Consider the following 17,202-nt stretch of genomic DNA (forward strand, 5'->3'; position numbering starts at 1 on the left):
GAAAACAATTATCATTATAATCAATAAAAAAAGATGAGTTTTATTAATATTATTTAAAAACAATAATTTAATCTGGATTTATGGTTAATAAATAACTTGATTTAGATTGTAATCTTATGTTTGATATTTATCGCACTTGATAATAATGATAATTATTTGCAATTATGTGGCGCAATTTAATATTCGAGTCAAATTGGAGTAAAACATGAGCTCTACCATCGTAGTCACAGGTGCTGCAAGAGGTATTGGAGCTGCTATTGCAAAAAAATTATTGCAGCAAGGGTATCAAGTGATCGGCATCGACCGACAGGAAAACCCAGAACAATGGGAAATCACTCAAAAGCTAGAAGAACGTGAAATATCGCTTTGGCAAGGCTTTCAGCAAGATATTACTGATCAAGAAACAACAGCAAAGCTCATTAACAATATTTTAAACAAATATAGCGTGACAGGTTTAGTGAATGCGGCGGGCGTTTTGATTATGCGTTCTATGCTTGAAGCAAACACAGAAGACTGGCAAACACTTTTCGCAGTAAATGTCATGGCACCTATTGCGATTAGTCAACAACTGGCCAAGCATTTTTGTGAAAAAAAGCAGGGAAGTATTGTCACGATTAGCTCGAATAGCTCACGAATGCCACGTATACAACTTGGCATGTATGCAACGACAAAAGCTGCATTGAGCCATTACTGCCGTAATCTTGCGCTTGAAATCGCACCTCACCAGGTAAGGCTTAATATTGTTTCACCAGGCTCTACGCTAACTCAAATGCAGCAGCAGCTTTGGACAGATAATTCGCCTCCGCCTGCGGTAATCGATGGAGATTTAAGCCAATACCGTACAGGCATTCCCTTAAGAAAATTAGCCCAACCTGAAGATATTGCCAATACGGTGAGTTTTTTACTTTCTGATCAGGCTGCACAAATTACCATGCAAGAAATTGTGGTTGATGGAGGAGCCACTTTAGGCGTTTAAACATCCATTCATTACAACAAAATAACTGTATAAGGAGTTGCGAGATGTCGGCACAGCATCCGTATTTTATCCAACGAGAAAATTTTACTGAAAGCCGCGTTGCATTAGCACAAGAAATTTTAAATTGTGGAAATGACGCAGGTTTTATTTTCACAACGCCAGAATACACCATCAATAGTCATCAAAAATTACGAGATATTCAAGTCACAAAAAATAGCCTTTTAAAAGATTGGTTAGATGAAGCGCGAGCTCAATTACAGCTTGCAATAAATGACGGTTATAAAGACGTCAAAATTATGGGTGGACTACCATTTTGCTCGGCAGCCGATGTCAATTTAATGCTCATGCAAAATGCAAAAATCTATCAGAAAGTACTCTATGCACAATCCGATATTGATTTTGGTTCTTTATCTTTAGAAAAGGCGGATTATTTCCCTTTAGGTGAACATTACCAACAGCAAGTTGAGTATTTAGTTCAACAAATGCAAGCAAAAAAACTTGATAAAGCAGTACTTGCTCGTATTTTACAACTTGAGTTTGAACAAAATATTCCTGTCTCGGACTTATTTTATAACTTAGCTAAGCATAATCCCGAAGGTTATAACTATGCAGTTGCGAGGCATCCTCAAAGTGAAGGATGGTTTGTCGGTGCAAGTCCCGAACTTTTAATTGCAAAGCAAAATACAAAAATCTGGAGTAAACCGGTTGCTGGTACATTGGCTCGTGATGACGACCCAACCCTAGACCAAAACAATGCCAGAGCATTACTGGCTTCACAAAAAGATCAACATGAGCATGCACTCGTCATCGAAATGATTGCCGATGAGCTCACACCTTTTTGTAAGCAGTTAAAAGTACCTAAACAACCATCCCTCATTCGTACCAAACGTCTCTGGCACTTGGCATCACATATTACCGGCGAACTTAAGCAAGCCGATACACATGTTTTTGACTTAATTGAACGTTTACACCCAACACCTGCAATTTGTGGGGAGCCTAGTCCAATTGCGAAAGAACTAATTCAGCAACTTGAACCATTTAACCGTGAATTATTTGCAGGAACTATGGGCTGGGCAGATGAACAAGGTAATGGTGAATGGTCGGTGACTGTTCGCTGTGCCCGAATTTATCAGAATATTGCCCGTTTATTTGCTGGTGCAGGAATTGTGGAAGCGTCTCGTCCGCAAGCTGAACATGCTGAAACTGCCGCTAAATTTCGTACTGTACTGGATGGATTCCAGATTTCACCCAATCAATTGCCAATACAAGGACCAAACACATGACAACACAGGTTTATCTAGATGGCGCCGTGCCTTATCCAGCAGAGTTTGCTGAGATTTACCGTAAAAAAGGTTATTGGTTTGGACAAAACTTGAGTGATTTCTTGCGTGAAAGTGCTCAAAAATACCCACAAAATATTGCGGTATATGATGGTGATAAGGCCCTAAATTACACTGAATTTGATTATTTAGTCGATTGCTGTACAAGTCATCTATATCAATATGGACTAAGAGCGGGTGATAAAGCAGTTGTACAAATGCCGAATCACTATCAGTTCTATATTTTATTTTTTGCACTGATTCGGCTTGGTGCTTTACCTGTAATGTCTTTACCTGCACATCGCTTTGCAGAACTTAGTAGTTTTTTTAAACAAACTCAAGCAAAAGCTTATTTCTGTGCTGATTTTGGAGCACAAAAATTTGACTACCGAGAGCTTGCCGAAAAGCTTCAGCAAACTGCTCCTTGCTTACAACATGTATTTGTCCTTGGAAATGCCGATAAATTTGTAGCGGTTCAAGATCTATTAAAAGAAAACCATATTTCAGATGAGGTGATTTCGCCAACTACGGCAGATCAGGTTGCTTTCTTACAACTTTCAGGTGGAAGTACTGGTGTTCCTAAACTAATTCCACGTACCCATGACGACTACTTATATAGCGTACGCGAAAGCGCAAAAATCTGTCGTCTCAATCAGTCATCACGCTTACTCATGGTTTTGCCAGCGGCGCATAATTTTTCAATGAGTTCGGCTGGTTCTTTAGGCATTTTTTATTCGGGTGGTGCTGTGGTTTTAGGAACTGATCCAAGCCCTGAAACTGCTTTTTCATTAATCAAAAAACACGGTGTGACTGATGCTTGTTTGGTTCCTGCTTTGGTTCGACCATGGATGGATAAAGCAGCGAAAGATCAAGATCCAATATTGTCGATTCTTCGTTGCTTGCAAGTCGGAGGAGCACGTTTACCCGATGCCGTTGCCTCACGCCTAATTGATGAGTTCCAAGTCAATCTACAACAAGTTTTTGGCATGGCAGAAGGACTGGTGAACTACACCCGTTTTGACATGACGAAAGAGCAAATTATCCATACCCAAGGTCTAAAAATCTCGCAAGATGATGAAATCTTGGTGCTGGATGATAACGATCAGCCAGTAGACGCTGGAGAAGTAGGGCATTTGCTGACTCGTGGGCCTTATACCATTCGCGGCTATTATCAAGCACCAGAGCACAATGCACGTTCTTTCACCCCAGATGGTTTTTATCGAACAGGCGATTTAGTGCGTATTCGCGAAGATGGATGCATTGTTGTGGAAGGGCGTTCAAAAGAACAAATCAATCGCGCTGGTGAAAAAATTGCGACTGAGGAGGTTGAACAAGCGTTATTAACTCATCCACAAATTCGCCTAGCAGCACTAGTTGCTATGCCTGATGAGATTATGGGGGAAAAAAGCTGTGCCTTTATTGCATGGCAAGCACAAAGTGATGACCCAAGCCCAATTCGTCTTGCAATGTCAGTTCGTCAACATCTGAAAGATTATGGACTTGCTACCTACAAAATTCCCGATCGAGTCGAATTTATCGAGCAATTTCCATATACAGCCTTTGGAAAAATCGACAAAAAAAGATTACGTCAACAATTTGAAACCAACACTAATATTCTTGCTTAAAGATAAAAAAGGAAAAATTTGATGAGTATTCCTAAAATTGCCAGTTACAACATGCCACAAGCGCATGAATTTACAGCGAATAAAACACATTGGCAGTTGCATACCAATCGCGCCGTTTTATTGGTACATGATATGCAGCAATATTTTTTAGATTTTTATGATCAAACTCAAGCGCCTATTCCAGAGCTCATTAAAAATACCAAAGAACTGATTGAAACTGCGCGTAAGTTTAATATTCCTGTGGTCTATACTGCACAGCCTGGTAATCAGACACCTGAACATCGCCAGTTATTAACGGACTTTTGGGGAACTGGTTTAAAAGATGACCCATATATTACCCAAATTTTGCCGGAAATTTCTCCTCAAAAAAATGATACTGTCTTAACAAAATGGCGTTATAGCGCATTTAAGTTTTCTCCACTTGAACAACTCATGCGTGAGTCAAACCGCGACCAGCTCATCATTTGTGGTGTTTATGCCCATATTGGCTGCCTCATGAGTGCCGCAGAAGCCTTTATGCTAAATATCCAGCCATTTTTATGTGGAGACGCGCTCGCTGACTTTAGCCGTGAAGAACACGATATGGCTTTAAAATACGCAAGTACACGTTGTGGGCAAGTCATGACAACTCAGCAAGTCACACGAGCTTGGGCGCTTGAACAAGCGGCATCACCACTCACTCAAGAAGGTATTGTTTTGGCGGTGAGTGAACAGCTTCAGATTCCTGCATCAGACATTCAGTTAAATGATGATTTGCTCATGCTTGGGCTTGACTCGGTACGCCTCATGACATTAGTGGGTAAATGGCAGGCTTACGGTGCACAGGTGAGTTTTGAAGATTTAGCTGAACAACCAACCCTAGAAGTTTGGATTGAGAAGCTAGTCGCTTAAATTGAAAGAACAAAAAAAGCAGATTTAATATCTGCTTTTTTTGTTCTAAGCTTTAAAAGGATGTATTGTCCTTTTTAATACGGCTGTTAAATCTTAAAGTTCTACTCAACCATGGTTTGCTTATTGACCACTGAAAACTCGGTAAACTATGAACCACAACAAAGAAGAACACAGTAAATAACGGTACCAGTAATGTACCAAACACGACACTACCAAATACACTCATTCCAATTTCATATCTGCTCGCAGCGCCTGCACCAGTTGCAAAAATCAAAGGAACCACGCCCGCACCAAAGGCAAGGGATGTCATCAAAATCGGACGTAAGCGTAGCTTTAAAGCTTCACTTGCCGCATCGATTTTACTTTTCCCTTGTTTGAGTGCTTGAGTCGCAAACTCAACAATGAGAATCGCATTTTTACAAGATAAGCCAATACCTGTTAATAGAGCAATTTGAAAATAAACATCGTTAGGTAGCTTAAAAATCCAAGCAAAAATAATAGTGCCTGTAATGCCTAGAGGAAGCCCTAATAAAATAATAAAAGGAACTTTCCAGCTTTCATATAAGGCAGCCAAACATAAGAAAATAAACAAAATAGAAATGAGATATAAATAAATTGCTTGGCGGCTAGATTGTTGCTCTTGTAAAGAAAGACCGCTCCATGCGACATCTATACCAGACTGTTTACTGACCATATCATTTAACTGTTGCATTGCCTGACCTGAGCTAAAGCCAGAACTTACATTTGCTTCAAGTTGAATGGCAGCCAGTCCCATAAATCGGGTAAGAGCTTCTGGGCCACCAGTCCATTGACTTTGTGCAAAATGGGCGAGAGAAAGCATGCCACCTGAGTTATTACGCACATGCCAATATGCTAAATCTTCGGGTTTAGAACGAAACTCTGAATCACCTTGCATAATGATTCTCTTAATTCGACCTCGTTCAACAAAATCGCCAACATAGTTTCCACCCCAAGCCGTCGATAGTGTTGAACGAATTGCTTGTTGGTCAATTCCTAACATTTTGGCTTTATTTTGATCGAGTTGAATAAATACTTCGGCTTTATCTTCACTAACAAGAGGACTTAGATTTTCAAAGGCCGAATAATTTCGAGATTCTTTTTCTAAGGCTTTATATTGTTTAATTAATTCATCGCGCCCTTGACCATTTACATCTCTAAGCCAAAGTTCTAAAGCATCAGACTGACCTAAACCAGATACACTTGGTGGCATTCCTACCATGACTTTAGCTGGCAAGTTTTTTTGTAAATATGCTTGGGCACGTTCACGAATAGTACTCGCCGTATTGGCTTCTCCTTTACGCTCATTCCAATGTTTAAGCGAAACAAAGGCCATACCTAAATTTGGACCGCTCCCTGAAAAGTTTTGTCCATTCACGACCAGTACGGTATTAATATTTTTGCCTTCGTGTTCAAAGAAATAATTATTGACGAGTCTTCCAATTTCTTCGGTTTGGCTCATTGAAGCACTGTTATGCAAACTATAGGGAACAGCAAGTAATCCTTGATCTTCATTTGGAATAAAGCTTGTAGGCAAACTGCGATAAATCATAAATAGAATAACCGCGATGCCCACAACCAATAGACTGGAAAATACTTTGAATTGGATTAAACGAACAGATAAAAAACTAAAAGCTGATCTGACTTTTTGAAGAGCAAGCTCAAGCATTTGTCCCCATTTTGGTTTTTTATTATGTTTTTTTAATAGAACTGCGCACATTGCTGGCGTGATGGTCATGGCTACAAATAGCGATAACAACATGGCTGCTGCTAATGTAATAGAGAACTGACGGTAAATCATACCCGTCGAACCACTAAAAAAAGCCATTGGAATAAATACCGCGGTTAAGACCAGCGTAATACCCACCAATGCGCCGCTAATCTCTTGCATCGACATCAAACAAGCTTCACGTACACTTAGCTGTTGTTCGTGCATGAGACGTTCAACATTTTCCACGACTACAATGGTGTCATCAACCAATAACCCAATCGCTAAAACTAGAGCAAATAGCGTAAGTGTGTTAATGCTCATCCCAAATAAATACAACACTACAAATGTGCCACTTATGACGATGGGAACCGTAATGGTTGGAATAAGAGTTGCACGCCAATTTTGTAAAAAGAGATACATCACAATAACAACAAGCACGATTGCTTCAAGCAAAGTGATCATGACCTGCTTAATTGACTCTTCAATAAATGGTGTATTGTCTCGTGGATAAACGATTTTATATCCAGCTGGTAAATGCTGGCTAAGCTGAGCCATTTTTTCTTTAATAAGAGCAGAAGTCTCAATTGCATTGGCATCAGGGCTTAGAGAAATTCCTAAACCTGCCGATGGGTAGCCATTAAGCGTATTAATACTTTCATAATTTTCTGCCCCTAATTCAACTCTCGCGACATCTTTTAAATAAACAAGGCTACCGTCAACATTTGCTTTAACCACTACCGATTTAAAGTCATCTATTGTTTTTAAACGTGAACCTGCTTTTACTTTTGCATAAATATTTTGGTCAGAAGCAGAGGGCATTGCACCAATCGAACCCGCAGCAATCTGGGTATTATAATCTTCTAGGGCCTTTTCAATATCACTCGGCACAAGTTGATAATTTCTAAGCTGATTTGGATTTAACCAAATGCGCATGGCATAGCTTGAACCAAAAACATTAACTTCCCCAATGCCTTGCAACTGACTTAAAGGTTGTTCAAAGTGATTCACCATATAATCAGACAAATCAATATTGCTGGTTTTACCAGTTTCATCATATAGCCCCACAATAAGTAGCATATCGCCCGTGGTTTTCCATATGTTAACGCCTTGTCTTTGAACTTCCTCAGGTAAACGGTTTAAAGCACCATTAATTCGGTTTTGTACTTGGAGCTGCGCTTTATCGATATCTGTGCCAATTTTAAAATGAATATCAATGCTGCTCGTTCCGGACGATTCACTATGTGACGTAAAGTAAAGCAAATTATCCAGACCTTTTATTTGTTGTTCTAAAATTTGGGTCACACTTTCTTCGACTGTATCAGCAGCTGCACCACGATAGTTTGCAACAACCGTTACACCGGGCGGTGCAAGGTTTGGATAGCGTTCGACAGGCATGGCTAAAGTGGCAAAAAAACCAAAAATAAGAATAGTGATTGCAATGACACAAACAAAGATAGGGTGGTAGATAAAAAAACGAGAGAGCATTGTTATGTCTACTTTGAGATTGTTTTAAATAGGTTTTTAGGCACACTAAAGTGTAATGGTAACGCTTTTTTAAACTACAAACAATAATGATTATCATTATATAACTAATAATTATTTTTATCTTGAACAGTAAAAGTCATGCGTATATGATGCTCGGCACATCATAAATGATAATAATTATCATGTGTTAATCATTATCCAGAATAAGGGCCGAGAAATGACGTTAACGAAAAAGGCGCTGGTGGTCGCCATCTCAACACTACTTCCTTTCGCCGTTCAAGCAAATACAGATATTGAACAGCAGGGTAATAGTGAACCAGTTCAAAAACTTAAAACGATTGTGGTTTCTGCTGCATTAAAAGAACAAGACGTAGATAAAGCACCCGCATCCATTAGTGTGATCACGAGTGAAGAGATTGAACGTAGTGCGGCGCTGAGCCTTGCTGATGTTTTACAAAAACAAGCTGGGGTTTATAACTACAATAGTGGGCAAGATAAAATCGTTATACGAGGAATGCTCAACACATCGGGAAACTACACACTCATCCTACTTAACGGTAAGCGCATGTCATCTAATGGTGCCATGTGGCGTGGTAATGACTTTGACTGGAGTGCAATTCCTTTAAATAGTATTGAACGTGTTGAGGTCATTCGCGGGCCAATGTCATCGCTCTATGGGGCAGATGCCATGGGTGGCGTAATTAATATTATTACCAAAAAAGCCGAAGACGGGCAGCTTCATGGTTCGGTCTTTGGGCAATATAACCGAGCAGACCGTGGGAATGGTAAAGATCAATTCCGTTATGGATTTAACTTATATGGTGGTTTAACCGACAATGTAAGTTTTACTTTGGCTGGAGATGCTTATAACCGCGATGCGTGGTATCGAAATGGTAAACCAGATCCAGATGGCGCTTACTTTGTAGAAAAAGATACTAAAAACGTAAATGGTACTTTAAGTTGGAATATTAATGACCAACAAACTTTAGACCTAGATTTGGGCTATAACAACGATAAACGCCCACTGACCCAAGATGCGGCAACTTCAATTCAAGAATCAGAAATGAAACGAACCAATGTGGGAATTGCTCACCGTGGTAAATGGGGTTGGGGTAAAACAGAAGCTTATATTGGAAAAGAAACAGCTAAAATTTCTGACTACGACAGTGAATATGATGCGCCACAAAATCGTAATTATAAGCAAGAAAATTTAATTGGCCGTGCTTTCGCAAACTTTGACTGGCTCATGAATAACGCCACAGCTGGTTTTGATTATAAAGATCAAAAAATTACAGACGTTGTGAGTTATATCGGTACAGGGAAAAACCAGCAAAAAAGTTACGGTGTATTCGTTCAAAACGATACCCATATTAACGATGCGCTGACCTTAACTTTAGGTGGTCGTTACGACGACTTTGATGACTTTGATGGCAAATCGACTGGTAAAGCCTATTTAGCTTATCAACTCGCTGAAGGTGTAGTCTTAAAAGGTGGTGTAGGCCAAGCTTATAAAGTTCCGGCTCCAGCTCAGTTAGACATTAACTACTCAATGATTTCATGTGGAGGTAGTTGCCATATTCGAGGCAATCCCGACTTAGAACCAGAAGAAAGCACCAACTACGAAGCATCATTAATTGTGACTCGTCCAAACTGGAATGCGGGTGTTACCGTTTTCCAAAATGATGTGAAGAATCTGATTGAAGCCATTACTTTAAGTAATGGAGACCCACGTTTAGTAGGTGATTTTAGAAAAATCTGGACTAATGTAAGCCGTGCAGAACTCAAAGGAGTTGAGCTTACAGGTGGTTATGATTTCACGGATAATTTAGGTGTTAAGGCAAACGCTACTTACTTAGATGCAAAAAATAAAACCACAGGTAAAGATTTAACTGAACGACCAGAATGGCTGGCTAATGGTTCAATTTCTTGGGCACCCGTTGAAGACTTCCGTGTAAATGCAGGTGTAAGCTATGTGGGTAAGCAAATGTACTCCGCAACTAAAGAGTTACCAACTTATACCACTTACGATGTGACATTTACGTCACCACTTTCACCACGTTTAACATTGGACTATGGCGTAAAAAACCTGACAGATGTTGACCTTGAAGATAAAAACAAAACCTTTAACACCAAACTCTATGGCCGCAATTACTTTGTAAAAGCGACTTATAGTTTCTAAGCTAAAACGAAGTGCAAAGCCTATTCGTAGGGGAATAGGCTTTGCTTTTTTAATTAACAGATATCCATAATTTTCAAGGCAGTATAGACAAAATAATTTTAAGAATTTCTATACTTTTAACTATTAAGGCTAATTAATCATGACGGCAACTTCAAAATCATTATTAAATGGACTACCCATAAAAAAATCGAGAATACAGGTTTTTGAAATTTTAAATCAAAATCCACAAGGCTTAAGCGCTGTGAGTATTTATGCACAAATTAAAAATGAACATAAAATAACGCTCGGAACGATTTATCGTATTTTATCTGAATTTGAAAATCGCAAGCTCATCAAAAGAATATTCTTAGGAAAAAGCAAAAGTATCTACAAAATCAGAAAAGATAAAATGAGCTGTAACTTGATTTGTCTTAAAACCGCAGAAGCAACTAGCTATGAACATGAAAAAGTGAAAGAACTACTGCATGAGGTCATAGATGTTATTTTTGCGAATACAGGAACTAATATCAGTAGTATTGAACTTAATCTCTATACAGAATAAAAAGTTTAGAGAGAAAAAAGGACAGCCTAAACTGTCCTTTTTTTATTAAATTTGCTATTTGATGACTTTAATTCGAGTAGTCGCTGGAATAATTAAAGGTGAAGTCTTAGCGACATAGCTTTCAAGGGCATCAATATCTTGACCACCACCTACACGGTTTTGGCCTTCTTTTAATACCGTAAAGTTGTCACCACCATCTGCCAAAAAGCTATTTACCGTCACGCGGTATACCTTACTGTCAACCAATGGTGAACCAGCAACCATGATGTTACTTGCTCGTGGCGAAACAGTCACATTTGCCGCATATTGATAAGTTAATTCTTTAGACGGCTGTAAAATTCTAGGTGAGTTTACATTTGCACCAGACCATTGCTGTTCAATTACATCTCGAATTTGTTTGCCAGTTAAGCTCAGAGTCACAATAGAGTTACCAAAAGGTTGCACTGCAAAAACATCGCCAAATGTAATCTGGTTACTACTGTTAATGAGTAGGTCGGCACGGACACCACCTGGGTTCATTAAGGTAAAGTCAGAGCCTTGGTTACTTGCTTTTAAGGCAGCCGCTTGTTGAGCATCAGCAATCATAATACCAAGCGGGCTTTCACCACTTTCAACTTGAGTACGACTTACTACTGCTGTTGCAGTTCCAACCACGCGGCTTGAAATGGTGGTCACCGCTTGGCGGTACTTATCTAAAATGGCTTCAATGCTTGGGGTTTTACTAAATTTTTGATAGAGATCGGTAAGGCTTACCGTGGTTGTGCCAGACGTATAGGCCTCACTTTGTATAGGAACTTGTTTAGCATCCTTCTTAATCACATCACCAGTTTTACCATCTAGCTCAACCTTGATGTCAGTAATGAGCGTGCCATATTGTCCAGCCGAAGTAAGTAAGAATGGTTTTGCGGGATTTTTTGTAGAATAGTCACAAATATAAGATTGGTGTGTATGGCCTGAAACAACAATATCCACTGCCGGATTAAGCTTATCCAAAATTCCTAAAATCGGGCCGCTTAAGCCATCACATGTTTTTTCATTAAACTTCGTACTTGGTGCTGCACCTTCATGTACAACCACTACAATCGCTTCAATTCCTTGTTTTTGTAACTCAGGAATCAAAGCATTTACCGTATCTGCTTCATCACGAAACTCAACATCTTTAATGCCAGCAGCTGAAACAATACTTGGTGTTGCTTTAAGGGTTAAACCAATAAATGCAACTGGAATTCCACCATAAGTTTTGACTTTATAGGCAGGAAAGATCGTTTTGCTTGCATCATTTTTCATTGCTACGTTAGCTGCAAGGAAATCAAATTTTGCACCGCTAAAGTTTTTATTAATTTGGCAAGGTGCAGTACTTGTATATTGCTGACATCCACCGTTCTTTAAACGGCGTAATTCATCTGTACCACGGTCAAATTCATGGTTACCTACAGCATTAAAGTCAATTTGAATATCATTCATCACTTCAATGGTCGGCTCATCTAAAAATAAAGAAGAAGTGAGCGGAGAGGCGCTAATTAAGTCGCCTGCCGAAACCACAGCATTATTTGGATTTTCTGCTTTAAGTTTTTTAATCGCATCGGCAAAGTAACTCACTCCACCCACAGGAATACGAACAGATTGAGCAGCATCATTTGGATTTGGTGCCTCAATATAACGCTTAGGCGGCTCAAGATTTCCGTGAAAGTCATTAAAAGCTAAAATATTTACGGTTTGATTGCTTCTTTGAGCAGGTGGTGCGGTGTCATTATCATCATCGTCATTACATCCCGCCAATAACGCTACTGCCAGAGAAAGTGTTGTTACTTTAAAAAGTATTGTTAAATTTTTCATTTTTTTATCATTTGATCAATTAAGACGGATAAAAAATACGCTTTTAGTATGAATGTTTGATGAAACCTCCCATAAGCAAATATGTTCGAAATATTAAAATTTGGACAAAAAACACAATTATCGAACAATATCTTGGCTAGGGGTGGTCTACAAACCCGAATTTTTTATTTAGAATAAATTTTTAATGACCTTATAAGATTTAATCAAGTGATTCATTTCACGAGATTAATATGAACCGGAGATAATTTATGCAATGGACTAAACCAGCTTTTACTGATTTACGCATTGGTTTTGAAGTTACGATGTACTTCGAAGCGCGTTAATCAGTTTCATCCAAATATGTCATAAGCCCTAGTCTTGTTCTAGGGCTTATCTCTTTCTAATAAGATATTAATTTTATGTATATTTATGTTTTAGGTTCAGCTGCCGGAGGCGGGTTCCCGCAGTGGAATTGTAATTGCCCGAATTGTCATGGTGTACGCACAGGTACAATCCAAGCCAAAGCTCGTACTCAATCATCAATTGCTGTTTCTGAAAATGGGACAGACTGGGTTTTATTAAACGCATCACCTGATATCCGTCAGCAACTATTCGAATTTAAAGCAGCTCAACCAGCGCGTAAATTGCGTGATACAGGAATAACGAGCGTTATTTTAATGGACAGTCAATTAGACCATACGACGGGACTTTTAACCTTACGTGAAGGTTGTCCAATGAATGTATGGTGTACAGAAATGGTCCACCAAGATTTAACGAGCGGCTTTCCAGTTTTTAATATGCTCAAACACTGGAATGGCGGTCTTCAATACAATGAAATCAATCCTAAACAAGCTTTTAAAATTGATGGTTTCGAAAATTTAGAATTTTTGCCTTTAATTATTAAAAGTGCTGCGCCACCATATTCACCGCATCGAAACGACCCATATGACGGTGACAATATTGCTTTAATTATCAAAGATCATAAAACACAAAAACAGTTGTTCTATGCACCGGGTCTTGGAAAAATTGACGATCAAATCATGCAGATCATGCAGAGTTCAGATTGCGTTATGATTGATGGTACGCTTTGGACAGACGATGAAATGCAGCAAACAGGGGTTGGAACTAAAACTGGCCGAGAAATGGGGCATTTATATATTAGTGGTGAAGGTGGTTCACTGTCTTATTTAAATCAGCTGAGTACACCTAAAAAAGTGCTGATTCATATTAACAATACCAATCCAATTTTAAATGAAAACTCTAGCCAGTTTGCTGAGCTTAAAGCAAATGGTGTAGAAGTTGCCTATGACGGCATGCAGATTGAACTCTAAGGTGAAACATGACTCAAACACCTGAAGCTTTAACGACCGAACAATTCCAACAAGCCATTATCGATAAAGGCCAGTATTATCATATCTATCATCCATTCCATGTGATGATGTATGAAGGTAAAGCCACCCAGCAACAAATTCAGGCTTGGGTTGCAAACCGATATTACTATCAAATTAATATTCCGCTTAAAGATGCGGCAATTATGGCAAATTGCCCCGACCAGCGAGTCCGTCAAGAATGGATTCAACGCATGATCGATCAAGATGGTGAATATCCAGATGGCGGTGGTCGAGAAGCATGGTTACGCTTAGCCGAAGCTGTGGGCTTGAGTCGTGAACAAGTTATTTCTGAAGAACTGGTATTACCGGGTGTTCGCTTTGCAGTAGATGCATATGTGAACTTTGCACGCCGTGCTTCATGGCGTGAAGCAGCAAGCAGTTCTTTAACTGAACTTTTTGCTCCACAAATTCATCAGTCACGACTTGATTCATGGCCACAACACTATCCATGGATTGATGATAAAGGTTATGAGTATTTCCGTTCTCGTTTAAGTCAGGCACGCCGTGACGTTGAACATGGTTTAACAATTACGCTTGATTCATTTACAACTTTTGAGCAACAAGAACGAATGCTTGAAATATTGCAGTTTAAGCTGGATATTTTATGGAGCATTTTAGATGCTTTAACTTTGGCATATGTTCACAACGAAGCACCATATCACACTGTGACGAGCAAACGAGTTTGGCACAAAGGACTATTTAAATGAATAAAGAGCAGTTTGATTTAAACCTTGTGCCAACATGGCGACAGGGTTACCGTTTTCAGTTCGAGCCAGCTCAAAATGGTTTTGTGATTTTATATCCTGAAGGCATGATCAAGTTAAATGAAAGTGCAGGGGCAATCGGACAATATATTGATGGGCAGCAAAATGTTTCTGCAATTATTGCTCAGTTAAAGCAAAAATTTGGTGAAATTGCTGAGATTGATCAAGATGTAGTGGATTACATGCTCGTTGCCAAGCAGCAACACTGGATTGATTTAGTATGACAGAAGGTGTTGGCCTGCCTTTATGGTTATTAGCGGAGTTAACTTATCGTTGTCCGCTACAATGCCCATATTGCTCAAACCCATTAGATTATGCTCAGCATAAAAATGAGCTAACCACCCAAGAGTGGTTTGATGTTTTTGATCAGGCACGTCAGATGGGTGCTGTTCAACTGGGGTTTTCTGGCGGTGAACCATTGGTACGTCAGGATTTAGAACAGCTTGTTGCACATGCCCATCAACAAGGGTTTTATACCAACCTCATTACCTCAGGTATGGGCCTTACCGAACAACGTATTGCTGATTTAAAGCAAGCGGGGCTAGATCACATTCAAGTGAGCTTCCAAGCCAGTGACCCTGTTGTAAATGATGCCTTAGCAGGTTCAAAGCATGCTTTTGAACAAAAGTATGAAATGTGTCGACTGGTTAAGAAATATGATTATCCAATGGTACTTAACTTTGTTATTCATCGACATAACATTGACCAGATTGAACAAATCATTGAGCTTTGCCTAGAGCTGAATGCAGACACAGTCGAGTTGGCAATTTGTCAGTTTTACGGCTGGGCTTTTCTAAACCGCCAAGGTTTATTACCAACACAAGAGCAACTGACCCGTGCAGAACGGATTACCAATGAATATCGAGAAAAATTAAAAGCGCAAAATCATCCTTGCAAACTCATTTTTGTAGTGCCTGATTATTATGAAGAACGTCCAAAAGCCTGTATGAATGGCTGGGGTAAAATCTTCTTTACGGTCGCTCCAGACGGTATGGCACTGCCTTGCCATGCAGCACGACAGTTGCCAATTTCGTTTCCAAACATCCGTGAACACAAATTGTCTGATATCTGGTACAAATCAACTGGATTTAACCATTTCCGTGGTGATGCATGGATGCCAGAAGGATGTCGTAGCTGCCCAGATAAAGATCGAGACTTTGGCGGATGTCGCTGTCAGGCCTATATGTTGACTGGAGATGCGGCTAATGCCGATCCTGTATGTGGGAAATCGCCGTATCATCAAATGATTGAAGAAGCACGTTCAGAAAGCCATTTGGCTGCACCTCTGCAACAACTCGTGTTCCGTAATAGTCGAAACTCTAGATCTTTAAGCGCTACACAAAATATTCCGGTCCACACGATTACCGATATATAGCAATCAATAGGGATACTCATGAAGCCTAGCCATATTCCAGTTTTTGATGGGCATAATGATGCTTTAACGCGTCTATGGCTAAGTGATCATCCAGATCCTGTACATGCTTTTATTCATGACCGTTTAGCGGGCCATCTCGATTTAAAACGCTGTCAAGCAGCTGGTTTTGTCGGGGGAATGTTTGCTATTTTTTTACCGCCATATAGCTATGTTCAACAGCATCATCCTAATAAACTCTTTGATCCAAATGCTGCTGATTTTACCCAACAGCAAATTGAACAAATTTGCTTGGAACAACTCGATTTAGCTCACCAACTCGCTGAGCGCTCTAAAAATATTGAAATTTGCACATCCGTTCAGGATATTCAGAGTTGTGTAGATACGCAGAAATTAGGCATTGTATTGCATATGGAAGGTGCTGAAGCTTTACAGCAAAATCCGGATTTACTCGATGTGTTTTATGGTAGGGGTTTGCGTAGTATTGGCCCACTCTGGAATAGACCTAGCCGCTTTGGGCATGGTTTAAATGCTAAGTTTCCTCATTCACCCGACACAGGAGCAGGTCTCACGAGTGATGGCAAAGATTTTATAAGACGCTGTGCCGATAAAAAGATGGTGATTGATGTTTCACATATGAATGAGAAAGCTTTTTGGAATACGGTTGATATATTGCAGCAGCCAATTGTAGCAACACACTCCAATGTGCATGCGTTATGTCCCCAAGCACGCAATTTAACTGACCACCAGTTTAAAGCAATTCGAGAAAGCAAAGGTATGGTCGGGGTGAATTTCGACGTTGCTTTTTTACGTTCGGATGGACAACGAAATGCGGATACATCTATAGATGTAATTTTAGATCATTTAGAGTATTTGATAGATCATTTGGGCGAAGAATACGTAGGTTTTGGTTCTGACTTTGACGGCGCACTGATTGGTACAGAGCTTGATGATGTTATGGGGCTACATAAACTTATTAATCGCATGCAACAGAGAGCTTACTCAAGCAAACTTATTGAAAATCTATGTTTTACGAACTGGCTAAACGTGCTTTCTAAAATTCTTGAAAAATAAGTCCAAAGACTTAAATATACTGAAATTAATCATTTCATGGT

At 39.5% G+C, this 17,202-nt stretch carries 14 protein-coding genes and 1 pseudogene; 13 read left to right on the forward strand and 2 right to left on the reverse strand.

Annotated features, from left to right (window positions below):
- Positions 1 to 205 precede the first annotated feature (205 nt).
- The 5 genes and pseudogenes from OD757_RS10060 to OD757_RS10080 all read left to right on the forward strand — a co-directional run bounded on the left by OD757_RS10060 (position 206) and on the right by OD757_RS10080 (position 4,811).
- Positions 206 to 976 carry an SDR family oxidoreductase gene (locus OD757_RS10060; RefSeq protein ID WP_263031772.1) on the forward strand — a complete coding sequence of 257 codons (771 nt, stop codon included), beginning with the start codon at positions 206 to 208 and terminating at the stop codon, positions 974 to 976.
- A gap of 44 nt (positions 977 to 1,020) precedes the next feature.
- Positions 1,021 to 2,259 (forward strand): isochorismate synthase MenF, encoded by a 1,239-nt coding sequence (locus tag OD757_RS10065; RefSeq protein WP_263031773.1) that lies wholly within the window; start codon positions 1,021 to 1,023, stop codon positions 2,257 to 2,259.
- Entirely contained in the window at positions 2,256 to 3,920 is a 1,665-nt protein-coding gene (locus OD757_RS10070; RefSeq protein ID WP_263031774.1) for a (2,3-dihydroxybenzoyl)adenylate synthase, read from the forward strand. The genes OD757_RS10065 and OD757_RS10070 overlap by 4 nt, the downstream gene beginning before the upstream one ends.
- Before the next feature lie 21 nt (positions 3,921 to 3,941).
- A pseudogene (locus OD757_RS10075) lies at positions 3,942 to 4,592 on the forward strand (isochorismatase family protein); the annotation flags it as partial.
- Between the two features lie 30 nt (positions 4,593 to 4,622).
- Positions 4,623 to 4,811, forward strand: coding sequence for a phosphopantetheine-binding protein (locus tag OD757_RS10080; RefSeq protein WP_400198623.1), 189 nt, complete (start codon positions 4,623 to 4,625; stop codon positions 4,809 to 4,811).
- 52 nt (positions 4,812 to 4,863) lie between these two features.
- Here the strand turns inward: OD757_RS10080 and OD757_RS10085 are convergent, their stop codons facing one another.
- The gene (locus OD757_RS10085) at positions 4,864 to 8,025 is read right to left on the reverse strand and encodes a multidrug efflux RND transporter permease subunit (protein ID WP_263031775.1); all 3,162 of its coding nucleotides are present in this window, start codon (positions 8,023 to 8,025) and stop codon (positions 4,864 to 4,866) included.
- 217 nt (positions 8,026 to 8,242) lie between these two features.
- Here OD757_RS10085 and OD757_RS10090 point away from each other — a divergent pair, with 217 nt between their 5' ends.
- Entirely contained in the window at positions 8,243 to 10,204 is a 1,962-nt protein-coding gene (locus OD757_RS10090) for a TonB-dependent receptor plug domain-containing protein (RefSeq protein WP_263031776.1), read from the forward strand.
- A 139-nt stretch (positions 10,205 to 10,343) separates the two neighbouring features.
- Complete coding sequence (locus OD757_RS10095) at positions 10,344 to 10,745, forward strand: transcriptional repressor (protein ID WP_263031777.1); 402 nt, start codon at positions 10,344 to 10,346, stop codon at positions 10,743 to 10,745.
- Between the two features lie 54 nt (positions 10,746 to 10,799).
- Here the strand turns inward: OD757_RS10095 and OD757_RS10100 are convergent, their stop codons facing one another.
- Entirely contained in the window at positions 10,800 to 12,581 is a 1,782-nt protein-coding gene (locus tag OD757_RS10100) for a bifunctional metallophosphatase/5'-nucleotidase (protein WP_263031778.1), read from the reverse strand.
- Positions 12,582 to 12,829: 248 nt separating this feature from the next.
- Here OD757_RS10100 and pqqA point away from each other — a divergent pair, with 248 nt between their 5' ends.
- From pqqA to OD757_RS10130, 6 genes are all read left to right on the forward strand, one after another.
- Positions 12,830 to 12,904 (forward strand): pyrroloquinoline quinone precursor peptide PqqA, encoded by a 75-nt coding sequence (gene pqqA, locus OD757_RS10105; RefSeq protein WP_001982218.1) that lies wholly within the window; start codon positions 12,830 to 12,832, stop codon positions 12,902 to 12,904.
- A 75-nt stretch (positions 12,905 to 12,979) separates the two neighbouring features.
- Positions 12,980 to 13,891 (forward strand): pyrroloquinoline quinone biosynthesis protein PqqB, encoded by a 912-nt coding sequence (pqqB, locus tag OD757_RS10110; RefSeq protein ID WP_263031779.1) that lies wholly within the window; start codon positions 12,980 to 12,982, stop codon positions 13,889 to 13,891.
- Between the two features lie 8 nt (positions 13,892 to 13,899).
- Positions 13,900 to 14,658, forward strand: a complete 759-nt coding sequence (gene pqqC, locus OD757_RS10115) for a pyrroloquinoline-quinone synthase PqqC (protein WP_263031780.1) — start codon at positions 13,900 to 13,902, stop codon at positions 14,656 to 14,658.
- Entirely contained in the window at positions 14,655 to 14,939 is a 285-nt protein-coding gene (gene pqqD / locus OD757_RS10120) for a pyrroloquinoline quinone biosynthesis peptide chaperone PqqD (RefSeq protein WP_049836639.1), read from the forward strand. Before pqqC ends, pqqD begins: the two co-directional genes overlap by 4 nt.
- A complete protein-coding gene (gene pqqE / locus OD757_RS10125; RefSeq protein WP_263031781.1) occupies positions 14,936 to 16,090 on the forward strand; it encodes a pyrroloquinoline quinone biosynthesis protein PqqE in 1,155 nt (384 codons plus the stop codon). Before pqqD ends, pqqE begins: the two co-directional genes overlap by 4 nt.
- Positions 16,091 to 16,108: 18 nt before the next feature.
- On the forward strand, positions 16,109 to 17,161 hold the full coding sequence (locus OD757_RS10130; RefSeq protein WP_263031782.1) for a dipeptidase: 1,053 nt from the start codon (positions 16,109 to 16,111) through the stop codon (positions 17,159 to 17,161).
- The last annotated feature ends 41 nt before the right edge of the window (positions 17,162 to 17,202 follow it).

It is taken from the genome of Acinetobacter sp. AYS6, assembly GCF_025630795.1.
Taxonomy (GTDB): Bacteria; Pseudomonadota; Gammaproteobacteria; order Pseudomonadales; family Moraxellaceae; genus Acinetobacter.

Coding starts and splice junctions, on each gene's coding strand:
- OD757_RS10065 (WP_263031773.1), top strand. CDS start 1,021: ATGTCGGCACAGCATCCGTATTTTATCCAACGAGAAAATTTTACTGAA.
- OD757_RS10085 (WP_263031775.1), bottom strand. CDS start 8,025: ATGCTCTCTCGTTTTTTTATCTACCACCCTATCTTTGTTTGTGTCATT.
- pqqC (WP_263031780.1), top strand. CDS start 13,900: ATGACTCAAACACCTGAAGCTTTAACGACCGAACAATTCCAACAAGCC.
- pqqD (WP_049836639.1), top strand. CDS start 14,655: ATGAATAAAGAGCAGTTTGATTTAAACCTTGTGCCAACATGGCGACAG.
- OD757_RS10100 (WP_263031778.1), bottom strand. CDS start 12,581: ATGAAAAATTTAACAATACTTTTTAAAGTAACAACACTTTCTCTGGCA.
- OD757_RS10095 (WP_263031777.1), top strand. CDS start 10,344: ATGACGGCAACTTCAAAATCATTATTAAATGGACTACCCATAAAAAAA.
- OD757_RS10130 (WP_263031782.1), top strand. CDS start 16,109: ATGAAGCCTAGCCATATTCCAGTTTTTGATGGGCATAATGATGCTTTA.
- pqqB (WP_263031779.1), top strand. CDS start 12,980: ATGTATATTTATGTTTTAGGTTCAGCTGCCGGAGGCGGGTTCCCGCAG.
- pqqE (WP_263031781.1), top strand. CDS start 14,936: ATGACAGAAGGTGTTGGCCTGCCTTTATGGTTATTAGCGGAGTTAACT.
- OD757_RS10070 (WP_263031774.1), top strand. CDS start 2,256: ATGACAACACAGGTTTATCTAGATGGCGCCGTGCCTTATCCAGCAGAG.
- OD757_RS10090 (WP_263031776.1), top strand. CDS start 8,243: ATGACGTTAACGAAAAAGGCGCTGGTGGTCGCCATCTCAACACTACTT.
- OD757_RS10060 (WP_263031772.1), top strand. CDS start 206: ATGAGCTCTACCATCGTAGTCACAGGTGCTGCAAGAGGTATTGGAGCT.